The 19,122-nt window shown below is 67.4% G+C and carries 18 protein-coding genes; 8 read left to right on the forward strand and 10 right to left on the reverse strand.

Annotated elements, in window-relative coordinates; all coding sequences use genetic code 11:
* Positions 1–90: 90 nt before the first annotated feature.
* The 5 genes from HPT29_RS03315 to HPT29_RS03335 all read right to left on the reverse strand — a co-directional run bounded on the left by HPT29_RS03315 (position 91) and on the right by HPT29_RS03335 (position 5,393).
* Entirely contained in the window at positions 91–993 is a 903-nt protein-coding gene (locus HPT29_RS03315; protein ID WP_173949975.1) for a sugar kinase, read from the reverse strand.
* 291 nt (positions 994–1,284) lie between these two features.
* Positions 1,285–2,193 carry an N-acetylglucosamine kinase gene (locus HPT29_RS03320; protein ID WP_173949976.1) on the reverse strand — a complete coding sequence of 303 codons (909 nt, stop codon included), beginning with the start codon at positions 2,191–2,193 and terminating at the stop codon, positions 1,285–1,287.
* A 75-nt stretch (positions 2,194–2,268) separates the two neighbouring features.
* The gene (locus HPT29_RS03325; RefSeq protein WP_173949977.1) at positions 2,269–3,159 is read right to left on the reverse strand and encodes an N-acetylmuramic acid 6-phosphate etherase; all 891 of its coding nucleotides are present in this window, start codon (positions 3,157–3,159) and stop codon (positions 2,269–2,271) included.
* Positions 3,160–3,262: 103 nt separating this feature from the next.
* A complete protein-coding gene (locus HPT29_RS03330; protein WP_173949978.1) occupies positions 3,263–4,288 on the reverse strand; it encodes a serine hydrolase domain-containing protein in 1,026 nt (341 codons plus the stop codon).
* Positions 4,289–4,295: 7 nt separating this feature from the next.
* Positions 4,296–5,393 (reverse strand): anhydro-N-acetylmuramic acid kinase, encoded by a 1,098-nt coding sequence (locus HPT29_RS03335; RefSeq protein ID WP_173949979.1) that lies wholly within the window; start codon positions 5,391–5,393, stop codon positions 4,296–4,298.
* A gap of 142 nt (positions 5,394–5,535) precedes the next feature.
* Between HPT29_RS03335 and HPT29_RS03340 the strand changes: the two genes are divergently transcribed.
* From HPT29_RS03340 to HPT29_RS03355, 4 genes are all read left to right on the forward strand, one after another.
* Positions 5,536–7,035 (forward strand): ABC transporter substrate-binding protein, encoded by a 1,500-nt coding sequence (locus HPT29_RS03340; RefSeq protein WP_173949980.1) that lies wholly within the window; start codon positions 5,536–5,538, stop codon positions 7,033–7,035.
* Positions 7,036–7,102: 67 nt separating this feature from the next.
* On the forward strand, positions 7,103–8,050 hold the full coding sequence (locus HPT29_RS03345) for an ABC transporter permease (RefSeq protein WP_173949981.1): 948 nt from the start codon (positions 7,103–7,105) through the stop codon (positions 8,048–8,050).
* 3 nt (positions 8,051–8,053) lie between these two features.
* Positions 8,054–8,878: an ABC transporter permease gene (locus HPT29_RS03350; RefSeq protein WP_173949982.1), complete on the forward strand. Its 825-nt coding sequence runs from the start codon at positions 8,054–8,056 to the stop codon at positions 8,876–8,878.
* Positions 8,875–9,312: a GNAT family N-acetyltransferase gene (locus tag HPT29_RS03355; protein ID WP_173949983.1), complete on the forward strand. Its 438-nt coding sequence runs from the start codon at positions 8,875–8,877 to the stop codon at positions 9,310–9,312. Before HPT29_RS03350 ends, HPT29_RS03355 begins: the two co-directional genes overlap by 4 nt.
* 142 nt (positions 9,313–9,454) lie before the next feature.
* Here HPT29_RS03355 and HPT29_RS03360 read toward each other — a convergent pair whose 3' ends face one another.
* The 5 genes from HPT29_RS03360 to HPT29_RS03380 are packed head-to-tail and all read right to left on the reverse strand — an operon-like array spanning position 9,455 to position 14,370.
* Positions 9,455–10,522: a Gfo/Idh/MocA family protein gene (locus tag HPT29_RS03360; RefSeq protein ID WP_173949984.1), complete on the reverse strand. Its 1,068-nt coding sequence runs from the start codon at positions 10,520–10,522 to the stop codon at positions 9,455–9,457.
* A 13-nt stretch (positions 10,523–10,535) separates the two neighbouring features.
* Positions 10,536–11,669, reverse strand: coding sequence for an N-acetylglucosamine-6-phosphate deacetylase (gene nagA / locus HPT29_RS03365; protein ID WP_173949985.1), 1,134 nt, complete (start codon positions 11,667–11,669; stop codon positions 10,536–10,538).
* Positions 11,669–12,721, reverse strand: a complete 1,053-nt coding sequence (locus HPT29_RS03370; RefSeq protein WP_173949986.1) for an SIS domain-containing protein — start codon at positions 12,719–12,721, stop codon at positions 11,669–11,671. Before HPT29_RS03370 ends, nagA begins: the two co-directional genes overlap by 1 nt.
* Positions 12,708–13,493 (reverse strand): GntR family transcriptional regulator, encoded by a 786-nt coding sequence (locus HPT29_RS03375; protein WP_173949987.1) that lies wholly within the window; start codon positions 13,491–13,493, stop codon positions 12,708–12,710. Before HPT29_RS03375 ends, HPT29_RS03370 begins: the two co-directional genes overlap by 14 nt.
* Complete coding sequence (locus HPT29_RS03380) at positions 13,486–14,370, reverse strand: glucosamine kinase nucleotide-binding domain-containing protein (protein WP_173949988.1); 885 nt, start codon at positions 14,368–14,370, stop codon at positions 13,486–13,488. The genes HPT29_RS03375 and HPT29_RS03380 overlap by 8 nt, the downstream gene beginning before the upstream one ends.
* 368 nt (positions 14,371–14,738) lie before the next feature.
* Between HPT29_RS03380 and HPT29_RS03385 the strand changes: the two genes are divergently transcribed.
* The 4 genes from HPT29_RS03385 (at position 14,739) to HPT29_RS03400 (ending at position 19,033) form a co-directional block, all read left to right on the forward strand.
* Positions 14,739–16,028, forward strand: a complete 1,290-nt coding sequence (locus tag HPT29_RS03385; protein WP_173949989.1) for an ABC transporter substrate-binding protein — start codon at positions 14,739–14,741, stop codon at positions 16,026–16,028.
* Positions 16,029–16,100: 72 nt separating this feature from the next.
* Complete coding sequence (locus HPT29_RS03390; RefSeq protein WP_173949990.1) at positions 16,101–17,063, forward strand: carbohydrate ABC transporter permease; 963 nt, start codon at positions 16,101–16,103, stop codon at positions 17,061–17,063.
* A 7-nt stretch (positions 17,064–17,070) separates the two neighbouring features.
* Entirely contained in the window at positions 17,071–17,916 is an 846-nt protein-coding gene (locus HPT29_RS03395) for a carbohydrate ABC transporter permease (protein WP_173949991.1), read from the forward strand.
* Positions 17,917–17,941: 25 nt separating this feature from the next.
* A complete protein-coding gene (locus HPT29_RS03400) occupies positions 17,942–19,033 on the forward strand; it encodes an ABC transporter ATP-binding protein (protein ID WP_173949992.1) in 1,092 nt (363 codons plus the stop codon).
* The last annotated feature ends 89 nt before the right edge of the window (positions 19,034–19,122 follow it).

Here is a 19,122-nt window from a genome sequence, read left to right on the forward strand (position 1 = left end):
GGTTGCTTGAAGCGCGGCGCTTCTCATCATCGAGATCACCGGGACAAGCCCGGTGATGACTGAGGGGAGGCGAACGGGAAACGCGCGTGCCTACGCCGCCAGCTTGCGCTCGGCGTAAAGCTCCTGCACCTGCACGATGTTCTCGATGGACGGCAGGCTCGCCTCGTTGCCCAGGTGCTGGATGGCATGGGCCGAGGCCGCGCGGGCGAAGATGAAATGCTCGCGCCAGGGCAGGTCGGGGCGGGCCATGGCGGAATACACGTAGGCGCCGTGGAAGATGTCGCCGGCCCCGTTGGTGTCCACCACCTTGTCGCCTGGCACGTTGAGCGCCGGCAGGACGCTCTCCTGGCCGGTCTCGTCGTACCAGACGAGGCCGCGCTCGCCGAGGGTCACGCCGCCGATCCGGCAGCCGCGGCCCTTGAGGTAGTCCAGCATTCCGGACGGGCTCAGGTCCATTTGCTCGCAGAGGCGCTCGGCCACGATGGCCACGTCGATGAATTCCAGGAGCTCGTGGGTGTTGGAGCGCAGGCCGCCGCCGTCGAGGGAGGTGAGGATGCCGGCTTCGCGGCAGATCTTGGCATAGTGCATGGCCGCGTCGGCCTGGTGACCGTCGAGATGCAGGGCCTTGCAGCCCTGGAGGTTCAGGGGCGGCACCGGGTGCAGGTAATGGTCGTCGCGGCAGCGCACGATGGCGCGCTTGCCGCCCCGCGGCATGATGAAGGACAGGGACGATTCGTGGACCTTCCGGTGATGGACCGAGATGCCGTATTTCGCCGCCATGTCGATGAACATGCGGCCGAGCCAGTCGTCGGCAATCGAGGTCAGGAGATCGGGCGGCAGCCCGAGCTTGGCGCACGCGAAGGCGGCCGTGACCGCGTTGCCGCCGAACGAGATCGCATAATCCCGCGCCACGGTCTTCTCGTCGCCGGTCGGAAGCTCGTCCGCCAGGAAGGTCACGTCGATATAGGTCTGGCCCACGAAGAGAGCATGCATCGGAGATACGTCTTGGATCTGATTTCGCCGCTGAAGTCTTGGACGAGCGGGGCTGATTAGGCAAGCTCTTCCGGGTTGCGCAGAGCAGGGCAGGCTGGTGGAGCTGGACCGCAAAGGGATGACGCTCGCCTTCCACGTCATCACCGGCCTTGTGCCGGTGATCCCGCTTTGGTGAAGCGCGCCGCTTTTCATCATCGGGATGGCCGGGACGAGCCCGGCCATGACGGGTGGCGGTCATTCCCGGGGTGACAAGGTGAAGGGTCGGGACGTGAGCCAGCCCCTGGGAACCCGTCACATCCGGTTGAGCGTGGCCGCGAGCCGGGCTGCCGTGAGCGCCGCGTCGAGGTCGGTCGCGATGAACTCGACGGGCGCCACGAGCTGCTTCCTGAAGGCCGCGGCCAGGACGGGGTGGAGCCGGGCGGAGCCCCCCACCAGGGCCACCGGCCGGGGACCCAGGCGCCGGATGAGGGCATTGGCCAGGCGGGCCAGTTCCTCGCCGGCGTCCTGCAGGATGTGGAGCGCGGTGCCGTCGCCGGCCTGGGCGGCCTCGCCCACGGCCCGGGCCAGCGAGCCGATCTTGCCGCGGTCGCCGCCATAGACGAAGGAGCGCACGAGGTTCCAGTCCGTGCCGCCCAGCGCCTTCAAGAGGCACGTGCCGAGCAGGGTCGTCCAGCCGGCGCCGGGGTTTTCCTCCTCGGTGCGCAGGATCGCCTTGAGAGCCTCGCGGGCGATCCAGAAGCCGGAGCCGCCGTCGTCGATCAGGTTGCCGCGCCCGCCGACCCGGATGACCTCCTTGTCCTCCGACAGGTAATAGCCGATGGAGCCGGTGCCGCTATAGACCAGGATGCCTTCGCCGAGCGCGAAATAGGACAGGTAGGCGATCCACATGTCCTCCGCGACGAAGACCTTGTCGGAGGGCAACTCGAAGGTTTCCGCGAACAGGGCCCGCATGGTCGCTTCCGCGGGCGTGTCGCGGGTCAGCCCCGTGATGCCCGCGATGATGCCGAGCGGCCGGCCCTGCTTCATCACGGCCTGGGCCATGTCGAGGACGATCTGCCGGGCACGCTCCTCGGCGGCGGCGGAGAAGAGGTGGCCGGTCAGGGGAGCGACCGAACCCTGGGCCATGCAGCGGCCGCCTGCATCCGCCAGCCGCCAGCGCGTGGCGGTGCCGCCCGCGTCGATGCCAAGCCCCAGCCCCATGACCCTTCGCCTCTTGTTTCGGCCACCCATCCGGTTGGCCGCTCTGCCGTCCTCGTCGGTCAGGACGATGCCTTATCAGGAGGACGTGGAGAAGTCTGCCAGGGCTTTGCGCAGATTGCCACCATGTCGCTCGAGCGCATCGCGCGCTTCCGCGACGCCCGCCCCCAGGGCGATCAGGACGGCCGTCTTCAGGTCGCCGTCCGCCTGCCGGATCGCCTCGACGGCGGTGGCGTCGTCGCAATCGGTGATCTGCGAGACCATGATCTCGCTGCGGCGGCGCAGCTTGGCGTTCGTCGCGCGCATGTTGACCATGAGGCCGCGATAGACCCGGTCGAGCCGCACCATGATCAGGGTGGAGAGCAGGTTGAGGATGATCTTCTGTGCCGTGCCGGCCTTCATGCGGGTGGAGCCGGCGATCACCTCCTCGCCCGTATCGGCGAGGATCGGGTGGGAGCAGGCCTCGAGGATCGGCGTGTCCGGATTGTTCGAGATGCCGATGGTCTGCGCCCCGCGGGAGGCGGCCTCCTTCAGGGCCGCGATGGTGAAGGGCGTCCGGCCGCTCGCCGCGACGCCGATCACCACGTCGTCGGGACCGACATCGTTGCCGCGGATCCCGGCGATGCCTTCCTCGACCGAATCCTCGGCGTTCTCGACCGCCTGCATGATGGCGCCCGTGCCGCCGGCGATCAGGTAGACCACGCGGTCGTCGGGCCAGTTGAAGGTCGGCGGCAGTTCCGTCCCGTCCTGGACGCCGATGCGGCCCGAGGTGCCGGCCCCCGCATAGACGAGCCGCCCGCCGCGGCGCAGGCGCCTGACCGCTTCTTCCGCGGCTGCCGCGATCGCCGGCAGGGACGGCCGGACGGCGGACACCGCCGAGAGCTGGCCCTCATAGAAGGCCGCAAGGATGTCGAGGCTGGGCCAGGTGTCGAGATCCTGGTAGCGGGTACTGAAATGTTCTGTCGCCATTCTGCCAACTTTCTTCCAGACCAGTATAGGACCAGTTGATGGCCGCAACAATGGTCCGCAGAGGGTTCAGGCAAGGGAGGCGGTCAGGTTTCTGTTGGCATCCTTAAAGCGGCTCCCGTTGGTCGAACAACGCGATCACCTGCTCGCCCGTTGCACGGCGCAGGCCGAGGATGCCGCTGTCCTTGTGCCGGCTCGGATGGACCCGGTTGGTGAGAAGCGACCAGGCGAGACCGCGCCTGAAATCGAGCCACAGGCCGGTGCCGGTGAAGCCCGTATGGCCAATCGTGTCGGACGAGCAGGCATCGCCCCCGTGCCAGCCGGGATAGAAGCCCTCCCAGCCCGTTGTGCGCTTCTCCGATTCGCGGGTGCGGATCGCCGCCATGGAGGCAGGCGAAAGGCCGGAGCCGTCGAGGAGCCCATGGGCGAAATCGAGCACTCCGTCGATGGTGCCGAACAATCCCGCATGGCCCGAGGCGCCGCCGAGCGCGAAGGCGTTCTCGTCATGCACCTCGCCGCGGATGACGCACCCGCGCCACGTGTCCCGCTCCGTCGCCGCGCAGAGCGCCGGATCGGGCCGGAACGAGAATCGTTCGGGAAGCGGCTGATCGATGAGCGCCCGGCCGGTGATGCGCTCGATGGCGATGCCGAGCAGCATGAAGTTGATGTCGGAATAGACCGGTGGTCCGGGCTGCCAGACGCGCTGCAGGATGAAAGCCCGCAGGGTGTTCGGATCCTGGCCGTAGGTGTAGAGCGGCTCGACGGCCGGCAGATGCGTCTGGTGCGCCAGGCATTGCCGTAACGTCAGGCGCCGCTCGGCGGCGTTCATGTCGTACTGGCGCAGATCCGGAATGACCGTCACGAGCGGATCGTCGAGCGCGATCCTGCCGGCCTCGACCAGCTGCAGAATGCGCGTCGTCGTGAAGATCACCTTGGTGAGCGAGGCGAGGTCGAACCAGGTGTCCCGTGAAACGCTCTCGCGCTCCGGCTCGATCTGCGCATGGCCGGCCCATCGCACGGCGCGTTCGCCATCGGCCGTCACGATGCCGAGCACGGCTCCGGGAATGGCGCCGCTCTCGACGGACGCGGCGGCAGGCGCGAAGGCCCGGTTGATCAATGTGTCGAGCGCCATGGCGGGATCACGCGGCGCGGTGCAGTTCGCCGCCCGGCATGGGATGTGGCACCCCCGTCGTGGTCGGAAGGCTCAGCGGAAGACCGAGCGTAGAGCGCACCGCGAGATAGCCGAAGGCCTGCGCTTCGAGGAAGTCCCCGTCCCAGCCGACGCTCTCGACCGGATCGACCGCGACGCGCAGCTCCTCGTGCAGGCGCTTCATGAAATGCGCGTTGCGGCGCCCGCCGCCGGTGACGAGCCAGCGCTGCGGCGCGCGCGGAACGTGGCGCAGGGACGCGACGACCGACTGGATCGTGAACTCCGCGAGCGTCGCGGCGCCGTCCGCGTCGGACAGGGCTTCTACGCCCTTGGCGCGGGCATGGAAATCCTGGCGATCGAGGGATTTCGGGGCCGGGCGGTCGAAGAACGGGTTGCCCATGAACGCCGCGACGAGCGCCGCATCCGCCCGGCCGGAGGCCGCCAGCTGCCCGTTCTCGTCGAAGCCCAGGCCGCGCCGGCGCAGGACGAAATCGTCGAGGAGCGCGCTCGCCGGGCCCGTGTCGAAGGCGATCACCGTGTCGCCGTCGATATAGGTGACGTTCCCGACGCCGCCGAGATTGAGGATCATGACCGGCTGGGGGAGCCGGCTCGCCAGGGCCCGGTGATAGAGCGGCACGAAGGGCGCGCCTTCGCCGCCCGAGGCCACGTCCGCGTGGCGGAAGCGGTAGACGGTGTCGATGCCCAGCCCCGACGCCACCCTGTCGCCAAGGCCGAGCTGGCGCGTGAAGCGCACCTCCGGCCGGTGATAGACCGTCTGGCCATGGAAGCCGACGAGGCTCACTTCGCCGGCGGCAATTCCGGTCTCCGCCATGAAGCGCCGGATCGCCGCGATATGGGCGTCCGTCACCGCCTGCTCGAGATCCTCGAGCGGCTCGCTCTGCGCCCGCGCCGGCTCGGCGATCAGCGCCTGGAGGGTTCGCCTCAAATCGTCCGGGTACGAGAAGGTCCGGCCGGGGCCGGGCCTCACGATCGCATCGCCGTCCGTCTCCACGACGGAAACGTCGATCCCGTCCATGGACGTGCCGCTGATCACGCCGATGGCTTTGACGATGGGGCGCTGCGACATGGACGGCTCCGAGGCTGGTCTGGTTGTGCGCGAACCATAGCACAGGCGCTGAACTGGTCCAGAGTGGTATGAGATTGGACCATGACAGGGTCCCGTCGATGGCCTATAAATCCCTGCGGCTTCCAAGGGAGACAGAACGACAATGGTCAGGTCAGCACTGCGCACCGCTCTGGGTGCAGGTTTCATGGTGGCGGCGATGGCCTCCGCCTCGGCTCAGGTCCTCGAGATCGGGGTGGATAACGGCCCCACGGGGCTCGATCCGCATCTCATCACCGCCTTCCCGAGCTTCATGGTGGTGAACGGCACCATCTACGAGGGCCTGACCGCCATCGACAAGGACCTGAAGATCGTCCCCGGTCTCGCGGAATCCTGGACCGTCGCGCCGGACGGCAAGACCTACACCTTCAAGCTGCGCCCGGGCGTCAAATTCCATGACGGCTCGGCCATGGAGGCCGAGGACGTGGCGTCCACGATCAAGCGCGTGCTGAGCAAGGACATCGCGTCGCCCCTGGCGAGCCGCCTGTCCGCCGTCGAGAGCGCCAGCGCGGTCGACGCCGCGACCGTGGAGCTGAAGCTCAAGGAGCCGTCCGCCGCGCTCCTGAGCTCGCTCGCCACCATCGCGGTCGTGCCGAGCGCCATGGAGGCGAACAAGGACGCCCTGCAGAAGGCGCCGGTCGGCACCGGCCCGTACAAGTTCCAGGAATGGCAGCCCAACGGCTTCATTCTGCTGACCAAGAACGAGGCCTATTGGGACAAGGGCCTGCCGAAGCTCGCTGGCCTCAAGTTCAACATCGTGCCGGAATCGGCCACCCGCCAGGTTGGCCTGAGCAACGGGCAATACGCGCTTCTGCCCAACATCGACGCGGCGACCGCGCTGCAGCTCAAGGGCAAGCCGAACGTGAAGCTCTCCGAGACGATGGATCTCGCCTACACGCTCGTCGGCATGAACGTGTCGAAGCCGCCCTTCGATAACCCGAAGGTGCGCGAGGCGGTCAACTACGCCATCAACCGCCAGGAGATCGTGGACGCGGCCTTGTTCGGCGCCGGCGTTCCCGGCGGCCCGCTGTCGCCGGCGCTCAAGTCCTGGGCGGTCGATGTGAACCAGTTCGCCTGCTACAAGCCCGACCCGGCCAAGGCGCAGGCGCTCCTCAAGGAGGCGGGCGTCGCTGTGCCGGTCGCCGTCACCATGAAGGTCCTGCCGCGCCAGGACGTCAAGGACATCGCCCAGGTGGTGCAGGAGCAGCTGAACAAGGCCGGCTTCAAGGTCGAGCTGGTCAACCAGGAGCAGGGCCAGTTCATCCAGGATTGGCGCAACAGCAACTTCGACCTGTTTGCGTCGATCAATGCCGGACAGCCCGATCCGGACGACTACTTCTACCGCACCTTCCGCACGGGCGGCTCGACCAACGTGTTCAAGTATTCGGATGCGGAGATCGACGGGCTGCTCGATCAGGCCCGCACCCAGCAGGATCAGGCGGCCCGCAAGGCGGCCTACGACAAGGTGCAGCAGAAGCTCGCCTGCTCGGGCCCGGTGGCGCACCTGACCTACGGCACCCTGTTCTCGGCCATGAACGGCAAGCTGCAGGGCTTCGACACGATGCCGAACCGCTCGCTCCTCATGCTGCGCAACGCGTCCTACTGAACACCATCGATCATCCCGGCGGCGTCTTCGTGCGGCGCCGGGATCGTTTTTCGAAGAGCCCGCCCGCATGAACCGCGTCCTGCTCGCACGCCTCGTCGACCTCGTCATCGTCCTCTTCGGGGTGTCGATCATCGTGTTCCTGATGATCCGGATGATCCCCGGCGACGCGGTCGCGATCATGCTCGGGGCGAACACCGAGATCACGCCCGAGCGCATGGCGGAGCTCAACCGCCGCGTCGGTCTCGACCGCCCCATCGTCGAGCAGTATCTGGTCTGGGCCGGATCGGCCCTTCGCGGCGATTTCGGGACCTCCCTGTGGACAGGCCGGCCGGTCTCGACCGAGATCCTGCTGCATCTGTGGCCGACTCTCGAGCTCACGTTCCTGTCGCTCGTCATCGGTGCGGTGCTGGCCGTGCCGGTCGGCTGCCTGATGGCGCAGACCCGCGGCGGCGCGGCTGATGTCGCCATGCGCATCACGGCCATCGCCGGCCTGACGATCCCGTCCTTCTGGCTCGGGATCGTGCTGATCCTGCTTCTGTCCACCTGGGCGCCGGGCTTCGCGTCGCTGGGCTATGTGCCGTTCTCCGAGGATCCCGTCGGCAATCTCCAGCGCATGGCGCTGCCCGCCTTTGCGCTCGCCCTGCCGATCCTCGCCAACCTGTCGCGCCTCGTGCGCTCGGCCATGCTCGACGCGCTCGGGCAGGATTACGTCCGCACCGCCCGGGCCAAGGGCCTGCCGGAGCGGCGCGTCGTCTACAAGCATGCCTTGCGCAACGCCCTGATCCCGTTCCTCACCAGCGTCGGCATCATGACCGGCTATCTGCTCGGCGGCGCCATCGTGGTCGAACAGGTCTTCGCCATTCCCGGCCTCGGCCGCCTGATCCTCGGGGCCATCGCCGAGCGCAACTATCCGCTGATCCAGGCCACGATCCTCGTGGTAACGGCGGGCTTCGTCCTGGTGAACTTCCTGGTCGATTTCCTCTACATCGTCGTCGATCCCCGGGTGAGGGCCTGATCCGTGTCGCGTCTCGCCAAGAACAAGCTTCTCGCCTTCGCGGTCGCCCTGGTGGCGATCCAGCTCATCCTTGCTCTCGGGGCGCCGCTCTTCGCACCCTATGATCCCATGGCGCAGAGCGTCGCCAGGCGCCTGCGGGCGCCGTCCTGGCTGAACTGGTTCGGCACCGACCAGCTGGGCCGGGACGTGCTGACACGCATCCTCTACGGCTATCGCACCTCGCTCATCGCCTGCCTGCTTGCCGTCGGCATCGCGCTCCTCGCCGGCGGCGCGCTCGGCCTCGTGGCCGCCTATTACCGCGGCTGGCTCGACCGCATCATCATGCGCGTCATGGACGTGCTCTTCGCCTTCCCGGTGATGCTGCTCGCCATCGGCATCATCGCGGTGCTGGGGCCGCATACCTACAGCGCGGCCGCAGCCATCGCGGTCGTCTACACGCCGATCTTCGCCCGCCTCCTGCGCGGCCCGGCGCTCGTCCTGTGCGAGAGCGAGTATGTGGCGGGCGCGAAGGCCATCGGGGCGTCGGACGCGCGCATCATCTTCCTGCACATCCTGCCGAACCTCGCCTCCGTGATCCTGGTCCAGACGAGCCTTCTGCTCTCGGCCGCCATCCTGGTCGAAGCCTCGCTGTCGTTCCTCGGACTCGGCACGCAGCCGCCGACGCCGTCCCTCGGCCTGATGCTGTCGGAGGGCCGCAACTTCCTCATGCTTTCTCCGTGGAGCGCCGTCTTCGCGGGCTTCGCCATCCTGTTCCTGTCCTTCGGCTTCAACCTCCTGGGCGATGCCCTGCGCGACACCCTCGATCCGCGCCTGAGGGGACAGCCGTGATCGTGCGGCCGGCCGGACCCGCGGACATCCCGGCCCTGGCGGCCTTGGCCGAGCGCTCCTATCGGGCAGCCTTTGCGGATATCCTGGAAGAGGAGGTGCTCGCAGGCCGCGACGTTGCCTTCTTCGCAGAGCGGTTTTCCGCCTCGTGGGAGCGCATGCTGGTTGCGTTGTCCGGCGAGATGCCCGTCGGCTTCCTGCTCATGACCGACGGGCACATCGACATGCTGTTCATGGATCCCGGTGCAGGCGGCCGGGGCGGCGGCGCACTTCTCCTGCGGGAGGCGGAGGTGCAGGGCGCGAAAAGCCTCGAATGCTTTCGCGACAATCACAGCGCCCAGCGCTTCTACGAGCGTCACGGCTGGCAGGTGACGCGGGCCTACGACCGCGAGTTCGCGGGGCGCAGCCGCAGCTTCGCCTTTTACGAGAAGGGCTGATCGCTCCCGGCGACAGCTATCACACTCTCCACGTCATCACCGGCCTTGTGCCTGTGATCCCGATCGCTTGGGGCGGCGCCTCACCCGTCATGGCCGGGACAAGCCCGGCCATGACGGGTGAGGAGGATGAAGGCCCGCGAGCCTACAGCGACACGACCCGTCCCGTGCGCACCGCCTCGTCGGCCGCCAGCACGATGCGAAGCGACCGGACCGCATCGTTCATGTGGTCCGTCAGATCCGCGTCCTCCCGGATTGCCCGCAGGAGAAAGCGCTGCTCCCGTTCGCAGAGGGCGTCGTGGTCCGGCTCGTCGGTGGTGCTGATGCGCTCGTCCGCCTTCGCGAAGCTCCCGTCGTCCCTGAGCGCGGCGTGGTGGAGCAGGATCTGGTTGGTCTTGGTGTGGGCGTTGATGTCGTCGGAGCGGATGTCGCCGGCGGTCTCGGCCATGACGATGCTGACGCTGCCCTTCGGGCCGATCACGTCCTTCACGAAATAGGCCGTCTCGCTCATCATCGGGCCCCATCCGGCCTCGTACCAGCCGACGGAGCCGTCGTCGAAGGTCACGTGGAGATGCCCGTAATTGTACATGCCGGCCGGCATGTCGTCGGTGAGCCGCGTGCCGACGCCGTGGACCTGCACGGGGTTCGCCTTCGTGATCTGGCACATGACGTCCACGTAGTGCACGCCGCAATCGACGATCGGCGAGAGGGATTGCAGCAGGCGCTTGTGCGCCTCCCAGGCGGCTCCGCTCGATTGCTGATTGAGGTTCATGCGGAAGACGTGGGGCGTGCCGAGCGTCCGGGCGATCTCGATGAACTTGATCCAGGAGGGATGGTGGCGGAGGATGTAGCCGATGACGAGCTTGCGCTTCGTGCGGATCGCCGTCTCGACCACGCGCTCGGCATCCTTCACGGTATCGGCGAGCGGCTTCTCCACGAAGACGTGCGCGCCCGCCTCCATGGCCCGGATGGCATAGGCGGCGTGCGTGTCCGACCAGGTGTTGATCGACACCACGTCCGGACGCACGGCCTCGAGGGCTTCGTCGAAATCGGAAAAGCGCGGGGCGTCCTGCAGGGCGGCGGGAAGGCTCATGCCGTCGATGTTGCGCGTGCAGAGCCCGGCGATCTCGTATCCGTCGATCCGGCTGTAGGCGAGGGCGTGGGACAGCCCCATGTTGCCGAGCCCGACCACGAGAACCCTTTGTGCGCTCATCGGAAGACTCCGTTCAGTTACCGTTGCCGCCGATCCAGGTCTCGCGCACCTGCAGGCTCTCGTCGAGGAGAACCAGGTCGGCGCGATAGCCCGGGGCGATGCGGCCCATTTCATGATCGAGACGCAGGAACCGGGCCGGGATCAGCGAGGCCATCCGCAGCGCGTCCGGCAGGGCGAGGCCTAGGCGCTCCACGCTGTTGCGCACGGCGCCCGCCATGTCGAGATCGGACCCGGCGAGCGTCCCGTCCACTGTTGTGAGCCGGCCGTCCCGGCGGTAGATCGTGCGGCCGTGCAGCTCGAAGCCGGTCAGGTCCGTGCCGGTCACCGCCATGGCGTCGGTCACGAGCATCATGTGCTCCTTGCCCTTGGCCGCGATGGCGACCCGCAGGGCCGCGTCGCTCACGTGGTGTCCGTCGACGATGAGCCCGCACCAGGTGTCCGGGCTGTCGAGGGCGGCGCCCACCGGGCCCGGATCGCGTCCGGCCAGCGGCGGCATCGCGTTGTAGAGATGGGTGAAGCCGCGCAGGCCGTGGCGGACGGCCTCCATGACCGTGGCATAGTCGCTCGCCGTATGACCCGCGCAGACGAGCACGCCCGCATCCGCCAGCCGCGCGATCGCCTCCAGGCTGTTGCGCTCGGGCGCCAGCGTCACGAGGGTGCGGCCCTCGGTGAGGGAGGTCATGATGGCGATGTCCTCCTCCTCCATCGGGCGCATGAAGGCGGGATCGTGCACGCCCTTGCGCTCGGGGCTGATGAACGGGCCCTCGAGGTGGATGCCGAGGACGCCCGGGACGCGGGCGGCCAGAGCGGCGCGCATCGCCTCCACGGCCTCGGCCATCGTCTCGCGCGTATCCGTGATGAAGGTCGGCAGGAGGCCGGTGGTGCCGTAGGCCCGGTGCGCCTCGGCGATCGTCCGGATGCCGTCCACGCTGCGCACGTCGTTGTAGAGCACGCCGCCGCCGCCGTTGACCTGAACGTCGATGAAGCCGGGGGCGAGCAGGCCTTCGATCCGGCGGCGCTCGATGCCGGTGCCGAGATCCCGCTCGAGCGGAACGCCGAGGATCCGGCCGTTCCCGACCACGACGGCGCGGCCGTCGAGCATGTGCGCGCCGTCGAAGACGCGCGCTCCCACGAGAGCGATGGACATCAGACGGTCTCCGTCACCTTGCGCAGGCGCGGCGGGTTGTCGGGATTGCGGCCGCGCGCAAGGGCAATGGCGTTCACAAGCGGATAGAAGCTCTGGATGAGCGCGATGGGGGCGAGATAGGGATGCGCGTCCTCGACCCCCGGCAGCGCCACGGTGGCGGGGCCTTCGGCGGCGCCGGCGACGATCACCGGGACGCCCTGCTCGTTCAGCTTCGTCACCAGGTCGTTCACGCCGCTCAAGGTCTCGTCCTGCTGGCTCAGCACCAGGATCGGGAAGTGATCGCCCGCGAGCGTCCAGGGACCGTGCATCAGCTCGGCGGCGCTCATCGCCTCCGCGTGGACGCCGGACGTCTCCTTGAGCTTGAGGGCCGCCTCCTGGGCGACCGCAAAGCCGACGCCGCGCCCGACGACGAACAGGTTGTTGGCGTCGGACAGTTCAGGCAAGGCCGCCGACCAGTCGGTCGCGGACGCCCGGGCGAGCACGTCCGGCAAGGTGTCGAGAGCCTCCAGAAGCGCCCGGTCCTGCGACCAGTGCGCCACGAGCTGCAGGCCCGCCGCGAGCGCCGCGATGAAGGATTTCGTGGCGGCCACGCTCTTCTCGGGCCCCGCATGGAGCGGCAGCACGATCTCGCAGGTTGAGGCGAGCGGCGAAGTCGTGTCGTTCACGAGCGCCACCGTCAGCGCCCCGTCGTCCCGACCGGCCCGGGCGAGGTTGAGGATGTCGGGGCTGCGGCCCGATTGCGACACGGCGAGGAACAGGGCGTCGCGCATGCGCGGGCGCGCCTCGTACACGGAGGTCACCGACGGGCCGACCGACGCGGTCACGAGGCCCGAATGGATCTCGAGCAGGTATTTGACGAAGGTCGCCGCGTTGTCCGAGCTGCCGCGCGCGCAGGTGACGGCGAAAGGCGGCGGCGCGGCGCGCAGGCGCTCGCCGAGGTCGCGGCACAGGGGGGCGTTGCTCTCGAGCAGGCGTGCGACCACCTGCGGGGCTTCCTGCGCCTCGCGCAGCATGGCCGTCAGGACGTTGGCATTCGTGTCAGGCATCATCATGGTGCATCCGTTCGGGCTGGCTGATGGTCAGCTCGGCCACGAAATCATAGGCGTCGCCCCGGTAATAGGACGAGGTGAACTCGACCACCTCGCCCGAGGCGGTGAAGGAGCGTCGTTCGATGTAGAGCGCCGGGCTCTGAGGCGGAACGCTGAGCAGGGAGGCCTGTTCCTCGTTCAGGAGCACCGCGTGCAGCCTTTGCAGGGCGCGGGCCGGCATGAAGCCCTGCTCGTGCAGCACCGCATAGAGCGATTGCTTGACGAGGGACGGATCGGGCAGGACCCTCGACGGCAGGACCGCATTCTCGATCGCCATGGGGATGCCGTTGGCGAGGCGCAGGCGGTTGACGCGGCTCACCAGGTCGCCCGGCGAGAGACCGAGCGCCATCAACTCGTCGGTGGAGGCGGGCCCGGTCGAACGGCTCAGCATCACGGCCGAGGATGTCAGGCCGCGAGCCGACATGTCGTCGGTGAAGCTCGACAGGCGGGAGAGGGGCTGTTCGAGGCGCATCTGCGGCGCGATGAAGGTGCCCGAGCCCCAGCGCTGGACGAGCACGCCCTTCTGCACCAGTCCGGTGATGGCCTTGCGCACCGTGACGCGCGAGATGCCGAGCTGCTTGGCGAGATCGCGCTCCCCGGGCAGGGCCGCATCGGCCTTGAGCGCGCCCTTGCGCACGGCGTCCTCGATGGATTGCTGGAGCTGGAGATAGAGCGGCGTGGGATTGCCATCGTCCAGTGGGACGAAGGCGAGCGGATCGCCGGTCGGTTCACTCATGGCCGTCTCTCCGGCGAGCCATGCGGGCCAGGAGAATGGCGCCGTCGAGCGCGTCGGCCATGGGCGCCGCGATGGTGCGCTGGACCGGCGGCGACAGCCAGGGACGAAGCGGTTCCGCCAGGCCCCCGAACAGGCAGATGGCCGGGGCGCCGAGGTCGAGCAGGCGCGTGCCGATCGCGCTCAGGCCGGCGGCCGCCCCCTCGATGATCGCGATGCCGAGCGGATCCCGCTTCTCGGCATGCCGCAGGACGAGGGGCGCATAGCGGCCGTAATCGGCCGGACGGGCCTTGCCGACCCAGTCGACCAGGATTTCGAGATCGTTGTCGAACTCGGCGAGAACCGCGTCCGAGAGCGGCGTCGAGGCGGTCCGGCCGTCATAGGCCCAGATGCAGCGGCGCAGGAGTTCGCGCCCGATGGCGGCGCCGCTGCCTTCGTCCGAGATCTCGTAGCCCCAGCCGCCCACGTAGTGGCATAGACCGCTGGTGCCGCCATAGCCGCAGGAGCCTGTGCCGACGATCAGGATGGCGCCGTCGCCTCCGTTGAAGGCTCCGAGCCAGGCGGTGTGGGCATCGGTCTCGATTTCGAAGGACGCGAAGGGGTGAGGGCGCGCCAGGAGGCGTTCGACCGCGCTGGTCTGCCCGGCGCCGGCGGCGCCCATCCCGGCGTGGATCCGCGCGAGATCCCCGTCGGAGAGCCCCGCCTGTGCGAGGGCCTCGCGGCAGGCGGTGAGAATCGACGTCCAGACCACGTCGGGATCGAGACGGATGTTGGACGGTCCTCCTGTTCCTTCGCCCAGCAGCGTTCCCCGCGCATCGCGCAGCCGAGCCCGGCACTTGGTGCCGCCGCCGTCAATGCCAAGGAACAGGAGGTCTGACATGCGAAACGGGTCTCAGGGAGCGATCTTACGGACAGGCACCATGCCACTTAATGTCCAGTTCGGGAAGAGGCGCGGTCCGCAATACTCACGCCCTTTGTCCACAGCCTGCGACGGCCTCTTCGCGACAGAGCGCAAAGATTTCAAAAAGAGGAGCCGGCAAATTGTGGCCGGCGGCGCCAAAGAGGAGTTGTCTTTGAATTTTGCCGATACCAATATGAGGTCACTTGTCCCATGAGCCTTCCGGTGGAACAGTGTCGCTGGCCTGCCGGAATGCGCAGAATGCAAACAAGAACGGCACGGGACAATCAGTGGGACATAAGAGCAGGGGCGTTCCTGAAGGCTCCTTGCGGTCACGGAGGATGAACACGATGACGACACCTCAATCGAAAGCGTTCCTGCGCCGTGCAGGACAGTTGCTCGCGACCGCCTCGGTGGCCGCGGCGGCTCTTGCTTTCGCCAATGCCGCGTCGGCCCAGACGCTCACCATCGAGAGCTGGCGCAACGACGATGCGGATGTCTGGAACACCAAGATCATTCCGGCCTTCAACAAGAAGCATCCCGATATCAAGGTCCAGTTCAAGGCCGATCCGCCGACCGAGTACAACGCCGCTCTCAACGCGCGCCTCGCCGGCGGCACGGCCGGCGACCTCATCACCTGCCGCCCGTTCGACGCCTCCCTCGACCTGTTCAAGAAAGGCAGCCTGGTTTCCGTCAACGACGTGAAGGGCATCGAGAACTTCTCCGACGTGGCCAAGAGCGCCTGGTCGACGGACGACGGCAAGACCACCTTCTGCATGCCGATGGCCTCGGTGATCCACGGCTTCGTCTACAACAAGGAGATCTTCGACGAGCTGAAGCTCACGCCGCCGAAGACGGTGGCCGAGTTCCACGCGGTGCTCGACAAGATCAAGGCCGACGGCAAGTACACACCCATCGCCATGGGCACGGCCGACCAGTGGGAAGCCGCCACCATGGGCTTCCAGAACATCGGCGTGAACTACTGGAAGGGCGAGGAAGGCCGCAAGGCGCTCATCGAGGGCAAGCAGAAGTTCACCGATCCGGCCTATGTGGACGTGTTCAAGGAACTGGCGAGCTGGGCTCCCTACATGGGCGACGGCTACAAGTCCCAGAAATATCCGGACACGCAGAACCTGTTCACGCTCGGCCGCGCGGCGATCTATCCGGCCGGCTCCTGGGACGTGCCGATCTTCCGCAAGCAGGCCGATTTCGAGTTCGACGCCTTCGCGCCTCCGGTGGTGAAGGCCGGCGACAAGTGCTACATCAGCGACCATACGGACATCGCGATCGGCATCAACGCCAAGTCGAAGAACATGGAAGCCGCCAAGACCTTCCTGTCCTGGGTGGCCTCGCCTGAATTCGCCGACATCTACGCCAACGAGCTGCCGGGCTTCTTCCCGCTCTCGAAAGCGAAGGTCGACGTGAAGGATCCGGTGGCAGCCAAGTTCGTCGGCTGGCGCGGCACCTGCGACAGCTCGATCCGCAACTCCTACCAGATCCTGTCCCGCGGCACGCCCAATCTCGAGAACGAGCTCTGGAACGTGAGCGCCCAGGTGATGAACGGCAGCATGAAGCCCGAAGAGGCGGCCAAGAAGGCCGAGGACGGGCTCGCCAGCTGGTACGAGCCGCACAAGAAGTAAGGGCTGAAAGCATCAAGGCGGGCCGCTCATCGAAAGCGGCCCGCCCTCCATTCTCCTTCGGCCTGGAGCAGCATGACGGATCTTACGGCATCACAGGTTCAATCGGCCGAAGCGGTGCCCGCCCGCTCGCGCTTTCCTGTCCATATCGCGGTGTTCCTGGCGCCGGCGCTTGCGATCTACACCCTGTTCTCGATCTACCCGCTGATCGACACGATCCGCCTCAGCCTCTACGCGGGCGACGAGACCGGAGCGCGCAGCTTCGTCGGCCTCGAGAATTTCCGGACGCTCCTGAGCGATCCCAACTGGTCGGGCCAGTTCTGGAACGCGTTTCGCAACAACCTGATCTTCTTCCTGATCCACATGGTGGTGCAGAACGGCATCGGGCTCGGGCTCGCCATGCTGCTCAGCCTGCCGCGGCTCACCGGCGGCAGCGTCTACCGCACGCTGATCTTCCTGCCGACCATGCTGTCCGTGGTCATCATCGGGTTCATCTGGCAGCTCATCCTCAATCCGCTCTGGGGCATCGCGCCGAGCCTTCTGAAGGCGGTCGGCCTCGGGAGCCTTTTCGGCCCCTGGCTCGGCCAGGAATCGACCGCCCTGCTGACGGTCTCGCTGATCTCGGTCTGGCAGTTCGTCGGCATCCCCATGATGCTGATCTATGCGGCTCTCCTGAACATCCCCGACGATCTGCTCGATGCCGCCACCGTCGACGGGGCCGGGCCGTTCAGCGTGTTCTGGTTCGTGCGCCTGCCCCTGATCCTGCCGACCCTCGGCGTCGTGTCGATCCTGACCTTCGTGGCCAATTTCAACGCCTTCGACCTGATCTATGCGATCAAGGGCGCGCTCGCGGGTCCGAACTTCTCGACCGACATCCTCGGCACGTTCTTCTACCGCACCTTCTTCGGCTTCCAGCTTCAGGTCGGCAGCCCGACCATGGGAGCCGCGGTGGCGACCGCCATGCTGATCATCATCCTGGTGGGCGTGCTGATCTATCTCTTCGGCGTGCAGCGGCGGCTGCAGCGGCATACCTTCTGAGGACGCCATGGGACCAGCCATCCGACCAACCATCCGACCTGGCCGCATCGCCGTCCATGTCGCGCTGATCCTCTACACGATCCTGGCGCTCGGGCCGATCCTCCTCATCCTCGTCAACGCCTTCAAGACCAGGCGGGCGATCTTCGCCGACCCCCTCGGCCTTCCCAACGGCCAGACCTTCACGACGATCGGGTTCGACCGGGTCTTCGCCAATGCGGATTTCGGCCTCTACTTTGTCAACAGCCTGACCGTGACCCTGGTCTCGCTGGTGCTGATCGTCCTCATCGGCGCCATGGCCGCCTGGGCGCTGACCGAGTACAGGTTCCCCGGCAACACGCTGATCTCACTCTACCTCGCCGTCGGCATCATGGTGCCGATCCGCCTGGGCAGCGTCAGCATCCTGCGCATGATGGTGGAGCTGAACCTGGTCAATACGCTGACCGCGCTCATCCTGGTCTATGTGGCGCAGGGGCTGCCGCTCGCCATCCTGATCCTCGGCGAGTTCATCCAGCAGATCCCCAAGGACCTGCGCGATGCCGCCCGCTGCGACGGGGTGAGCGAGTACCGGATCTTCTTCAGCATCATCCTGCCGCTGATCAGCCCGGCCATCGCGACGGTCGCTGTGTTCACCATGGTGCCGGTCTGGAACGATCTCTGGTTCCCGCTGATCCTCGCTCCCGGCGACGGCAAGCAGACGATCACGCTCGGCGTGCAGCAGTTCATCGGCCAGTACGTGACGGACTGGAACGCGGTTCTCGCGTCTCTCACCCTGGCGATTGCGCCCGTTCTCGTCCTCTACCTTCTCTTCTCGCGCTACCTCGTGCGCGGCCTCACGGCCGGCGCCGTGAAGTGACGCCCTACCTCAGGAATTGACCGCGATGGCCGACGTTTCCCTGCACGGTGTTGCCAAGTCCTTCGGAGCGACGGAGATCCTGCGCGACATCGATCTCTCGGTTGCGGACGGGGAGTTCGTCGTCTTCGTCGGCCCGTCCGGCTGCGGCAAGTCCACCCTTTTGCGCATCATCGCCGGGCTGGAGACCGTGAGCGGCGGCGAGATCCGGATCGACAGCCGGCGGGTGAACGAGCTGCCGCCCGCGGACCGCAAGATCGCCATGGTGTTCCAATCCTACGCGCTCTATCCGCACATGAACGTCTACAAGAACATGGCCTTCGGGCTGAAATTCGCCAAGACGAACAAGGCCGAGGTGGACCGCCGGGTGCGGCAGGCGGCGGAGATCCTGAAGCTCACGCCGCTCCTCGACCGGAAGCCGCGGGAACTGTCGGGCGGCCAGCGCCAGCGCGTCGCCATCGGCCGCGCCATCGTGCGCAACCCGAGCGTCTTCCTCTTCGACGAGCCGCTCTCGAACCTCGACGCGGCCTTGCGCGTCAACACGCGGCTGGAGATCGCCAAGCTCCACCGGGATCTCGGCGCGACCATGATCTACGTCACCCACGATCAGGTGGAGGCCATGACGCTCGCGTCCAAGATCGTGGTGATGAACCATGGACGCATCGAGCAGGTCGGCGCGCCGCTGGAACTGTATCGCCATCCCCGCAACCTGTTCGTGGCGGGCTTCATCGGCTCGCCGCGGATGAATTTCATCAAGGGGCAAGTGCTCCGCCGCGAGGGCGACAGCGCCACCATCGGGTTCGCCGGCACGGAAGCCGTCGTGACGGTCAGGACAGGCGCTCTGGCTCCCGGCGACTCCGTGACCGTCGGCATCCGGCCCGAGCACATGGAGGAGGGGGGAGCCGACGCCGCGCCCCTGCGCGGCACCATCGATGCCGTCGAGCAGCTGGGCGAGTCGAGCTACGTCTACATGAGGCTCGCCAGCGGCGACGACGTGATCGTCCGCGCGCCGGGCGAGACCGACGCGACCCCGGGCGGCGCCTACACGGCCCATGTACCGACCCGGGCGCTCCACGTCTTCGATGCGTCCGGCGTGTCGGTTCTGGCGGCCCGGGGGTAACCCACTCCCCGTCATGGCCGGACTCGTGCCGGCCATCCCGATCCGGTGAGGCTCGGCGCTTCAGACAATCGGGATCACCGGGACAAGCC

Source organism: Microvirga terrae, from assembly GCF_013307435.2.
In the GTDB taxonomy this organism is placed as follows: domain Bacteria; phylum Pseudomonadota; class Alphaproteobacteria; order Rhizobiales; family Beijerinckiaceae; genus Microvirga; species Microvirga terrae.

What these genes read in the sequence shown, in the direction of transcription:
- HPT29_RS03390 (WP_173949990.1), top strand. Translation starts at nt 16,101, where the DNA reads ATGACGGATCTTACGGCATCACAGGTTCAATCGGCCGAAGCGGTGCCC.
- nagA (WP_173949985.1), bottom strand. Translation starts at nt 11,669, where the DNA reads ATGTCCATCGCTCTCGTGGGAGCGCGCGTCTTCGACGGCGCGCACATG.
- HPT29_RS03385 (WP_173949989.1), top strand. Translation starts at nt 14,739, where the DNA reads ATGACGACACCTCAATCGAAAGCGTTCCTGCGCCGTGCAGGACAGTTG.
- HPT29_RS03335 (WP_173949979.1), bottom strand. Translation starts at nt 5,393, where the DNA reads ATGTCGCAGCGCCCCATCGTCAAAGCCATCGGCGTGATCAGCGGCACG.
- HPT29_RS03395 (WP_173949991.1), top strand. Translation starts at nt 17,071, where the DNA reads ATGGGACCAGCCATCCGACCAACCATCCGACCTGGCCGCATCGCCGTC.
- HPT29_RS03330 (WP_173949978.1), bottom strand. Translation starts at nt 4,288, where the DNA reads ATGGCGCTCGACACATTGATCAACCGGGCCTTCGCGCCTGCCGCCGCG.
- HPT29_RS03400 (WP_173949992.1), top strand. Translation starts at nt 17,942, where the DNA reads ATGGCCGACGTTTCCCTGCACGGTGTTGCCAAGTCCTTCGGAGCGACG.
- HPT29_RS03340 (WP_173949980.1), top strand. Translation starts at nt 5,536, where the DNA reads ATGGTCAGGTCAGCACTGCGCACCGCTCTGGGTGCAGGTTTCATGGTG.
- HPT29_RS03345 (WP_173949981.1), top strand. Translation starts at nt 7,103, where the DNA reads ATGAACCGCGTCCTGCTCGCACGCCTCGTCGACCTCGTCATCGTCCTC.
- HPT29_RS03380 (WP_173949988.1), bottom strand. Translation starts at nt 14,370, where the DNA reads ATGTCAGACCTCCTGTTCCTTGGCATTGACGGCGGCGGCACCAAGTGC.
- HPT29_RS03370 (WP_173949986.1), bottom strand. Translation starts at nt 12,721, where the DNA reads ATGATGATGCCTGACACGAATGCCAACGTCCTGACGGCCATGCTGCGC.
- HPT29_RS03375 (WP_173949987.1), bottom strand. Translation starts at nt 13,493, where the DNA reads ATGAGTGAACCGACCGGCGATCCGCTCGCCTTCGTCCCACTGGACGAT.
- HPT29_RS03315 (WP_173949975.1), bottom strand. Translation starts at nt 993, where the DNA reads ATGCATGCTCTCTTCGTGGGCCAGACCTATATCGACGTGACCTTCCTG.
- HPT29_RS03360 (WP_173949984.1), bottom strand. Translation starts at nt 10,522, where the DNA reads ATGAGCGCACAAAGGGTTCTCGTGGTCGGGCTCGGCAACATGGGGCTG.
- HPT29_RS03320 (WP_173949976.1), bottom strand. Translation starts at nt 2,193, where the DNA reads ATGGGGCTGGGGCTTGGCATCGACGCGGGCGGCACCGCCACGCGCTGG.
- HPT29_RS03325 (WP_173949977.1), bottom strand. Translation starts at nt 3,159, where the DNA reads ATGGCGACAGAACATTTCAGTACCCGCTACCAGGATCTCGACACCTGG.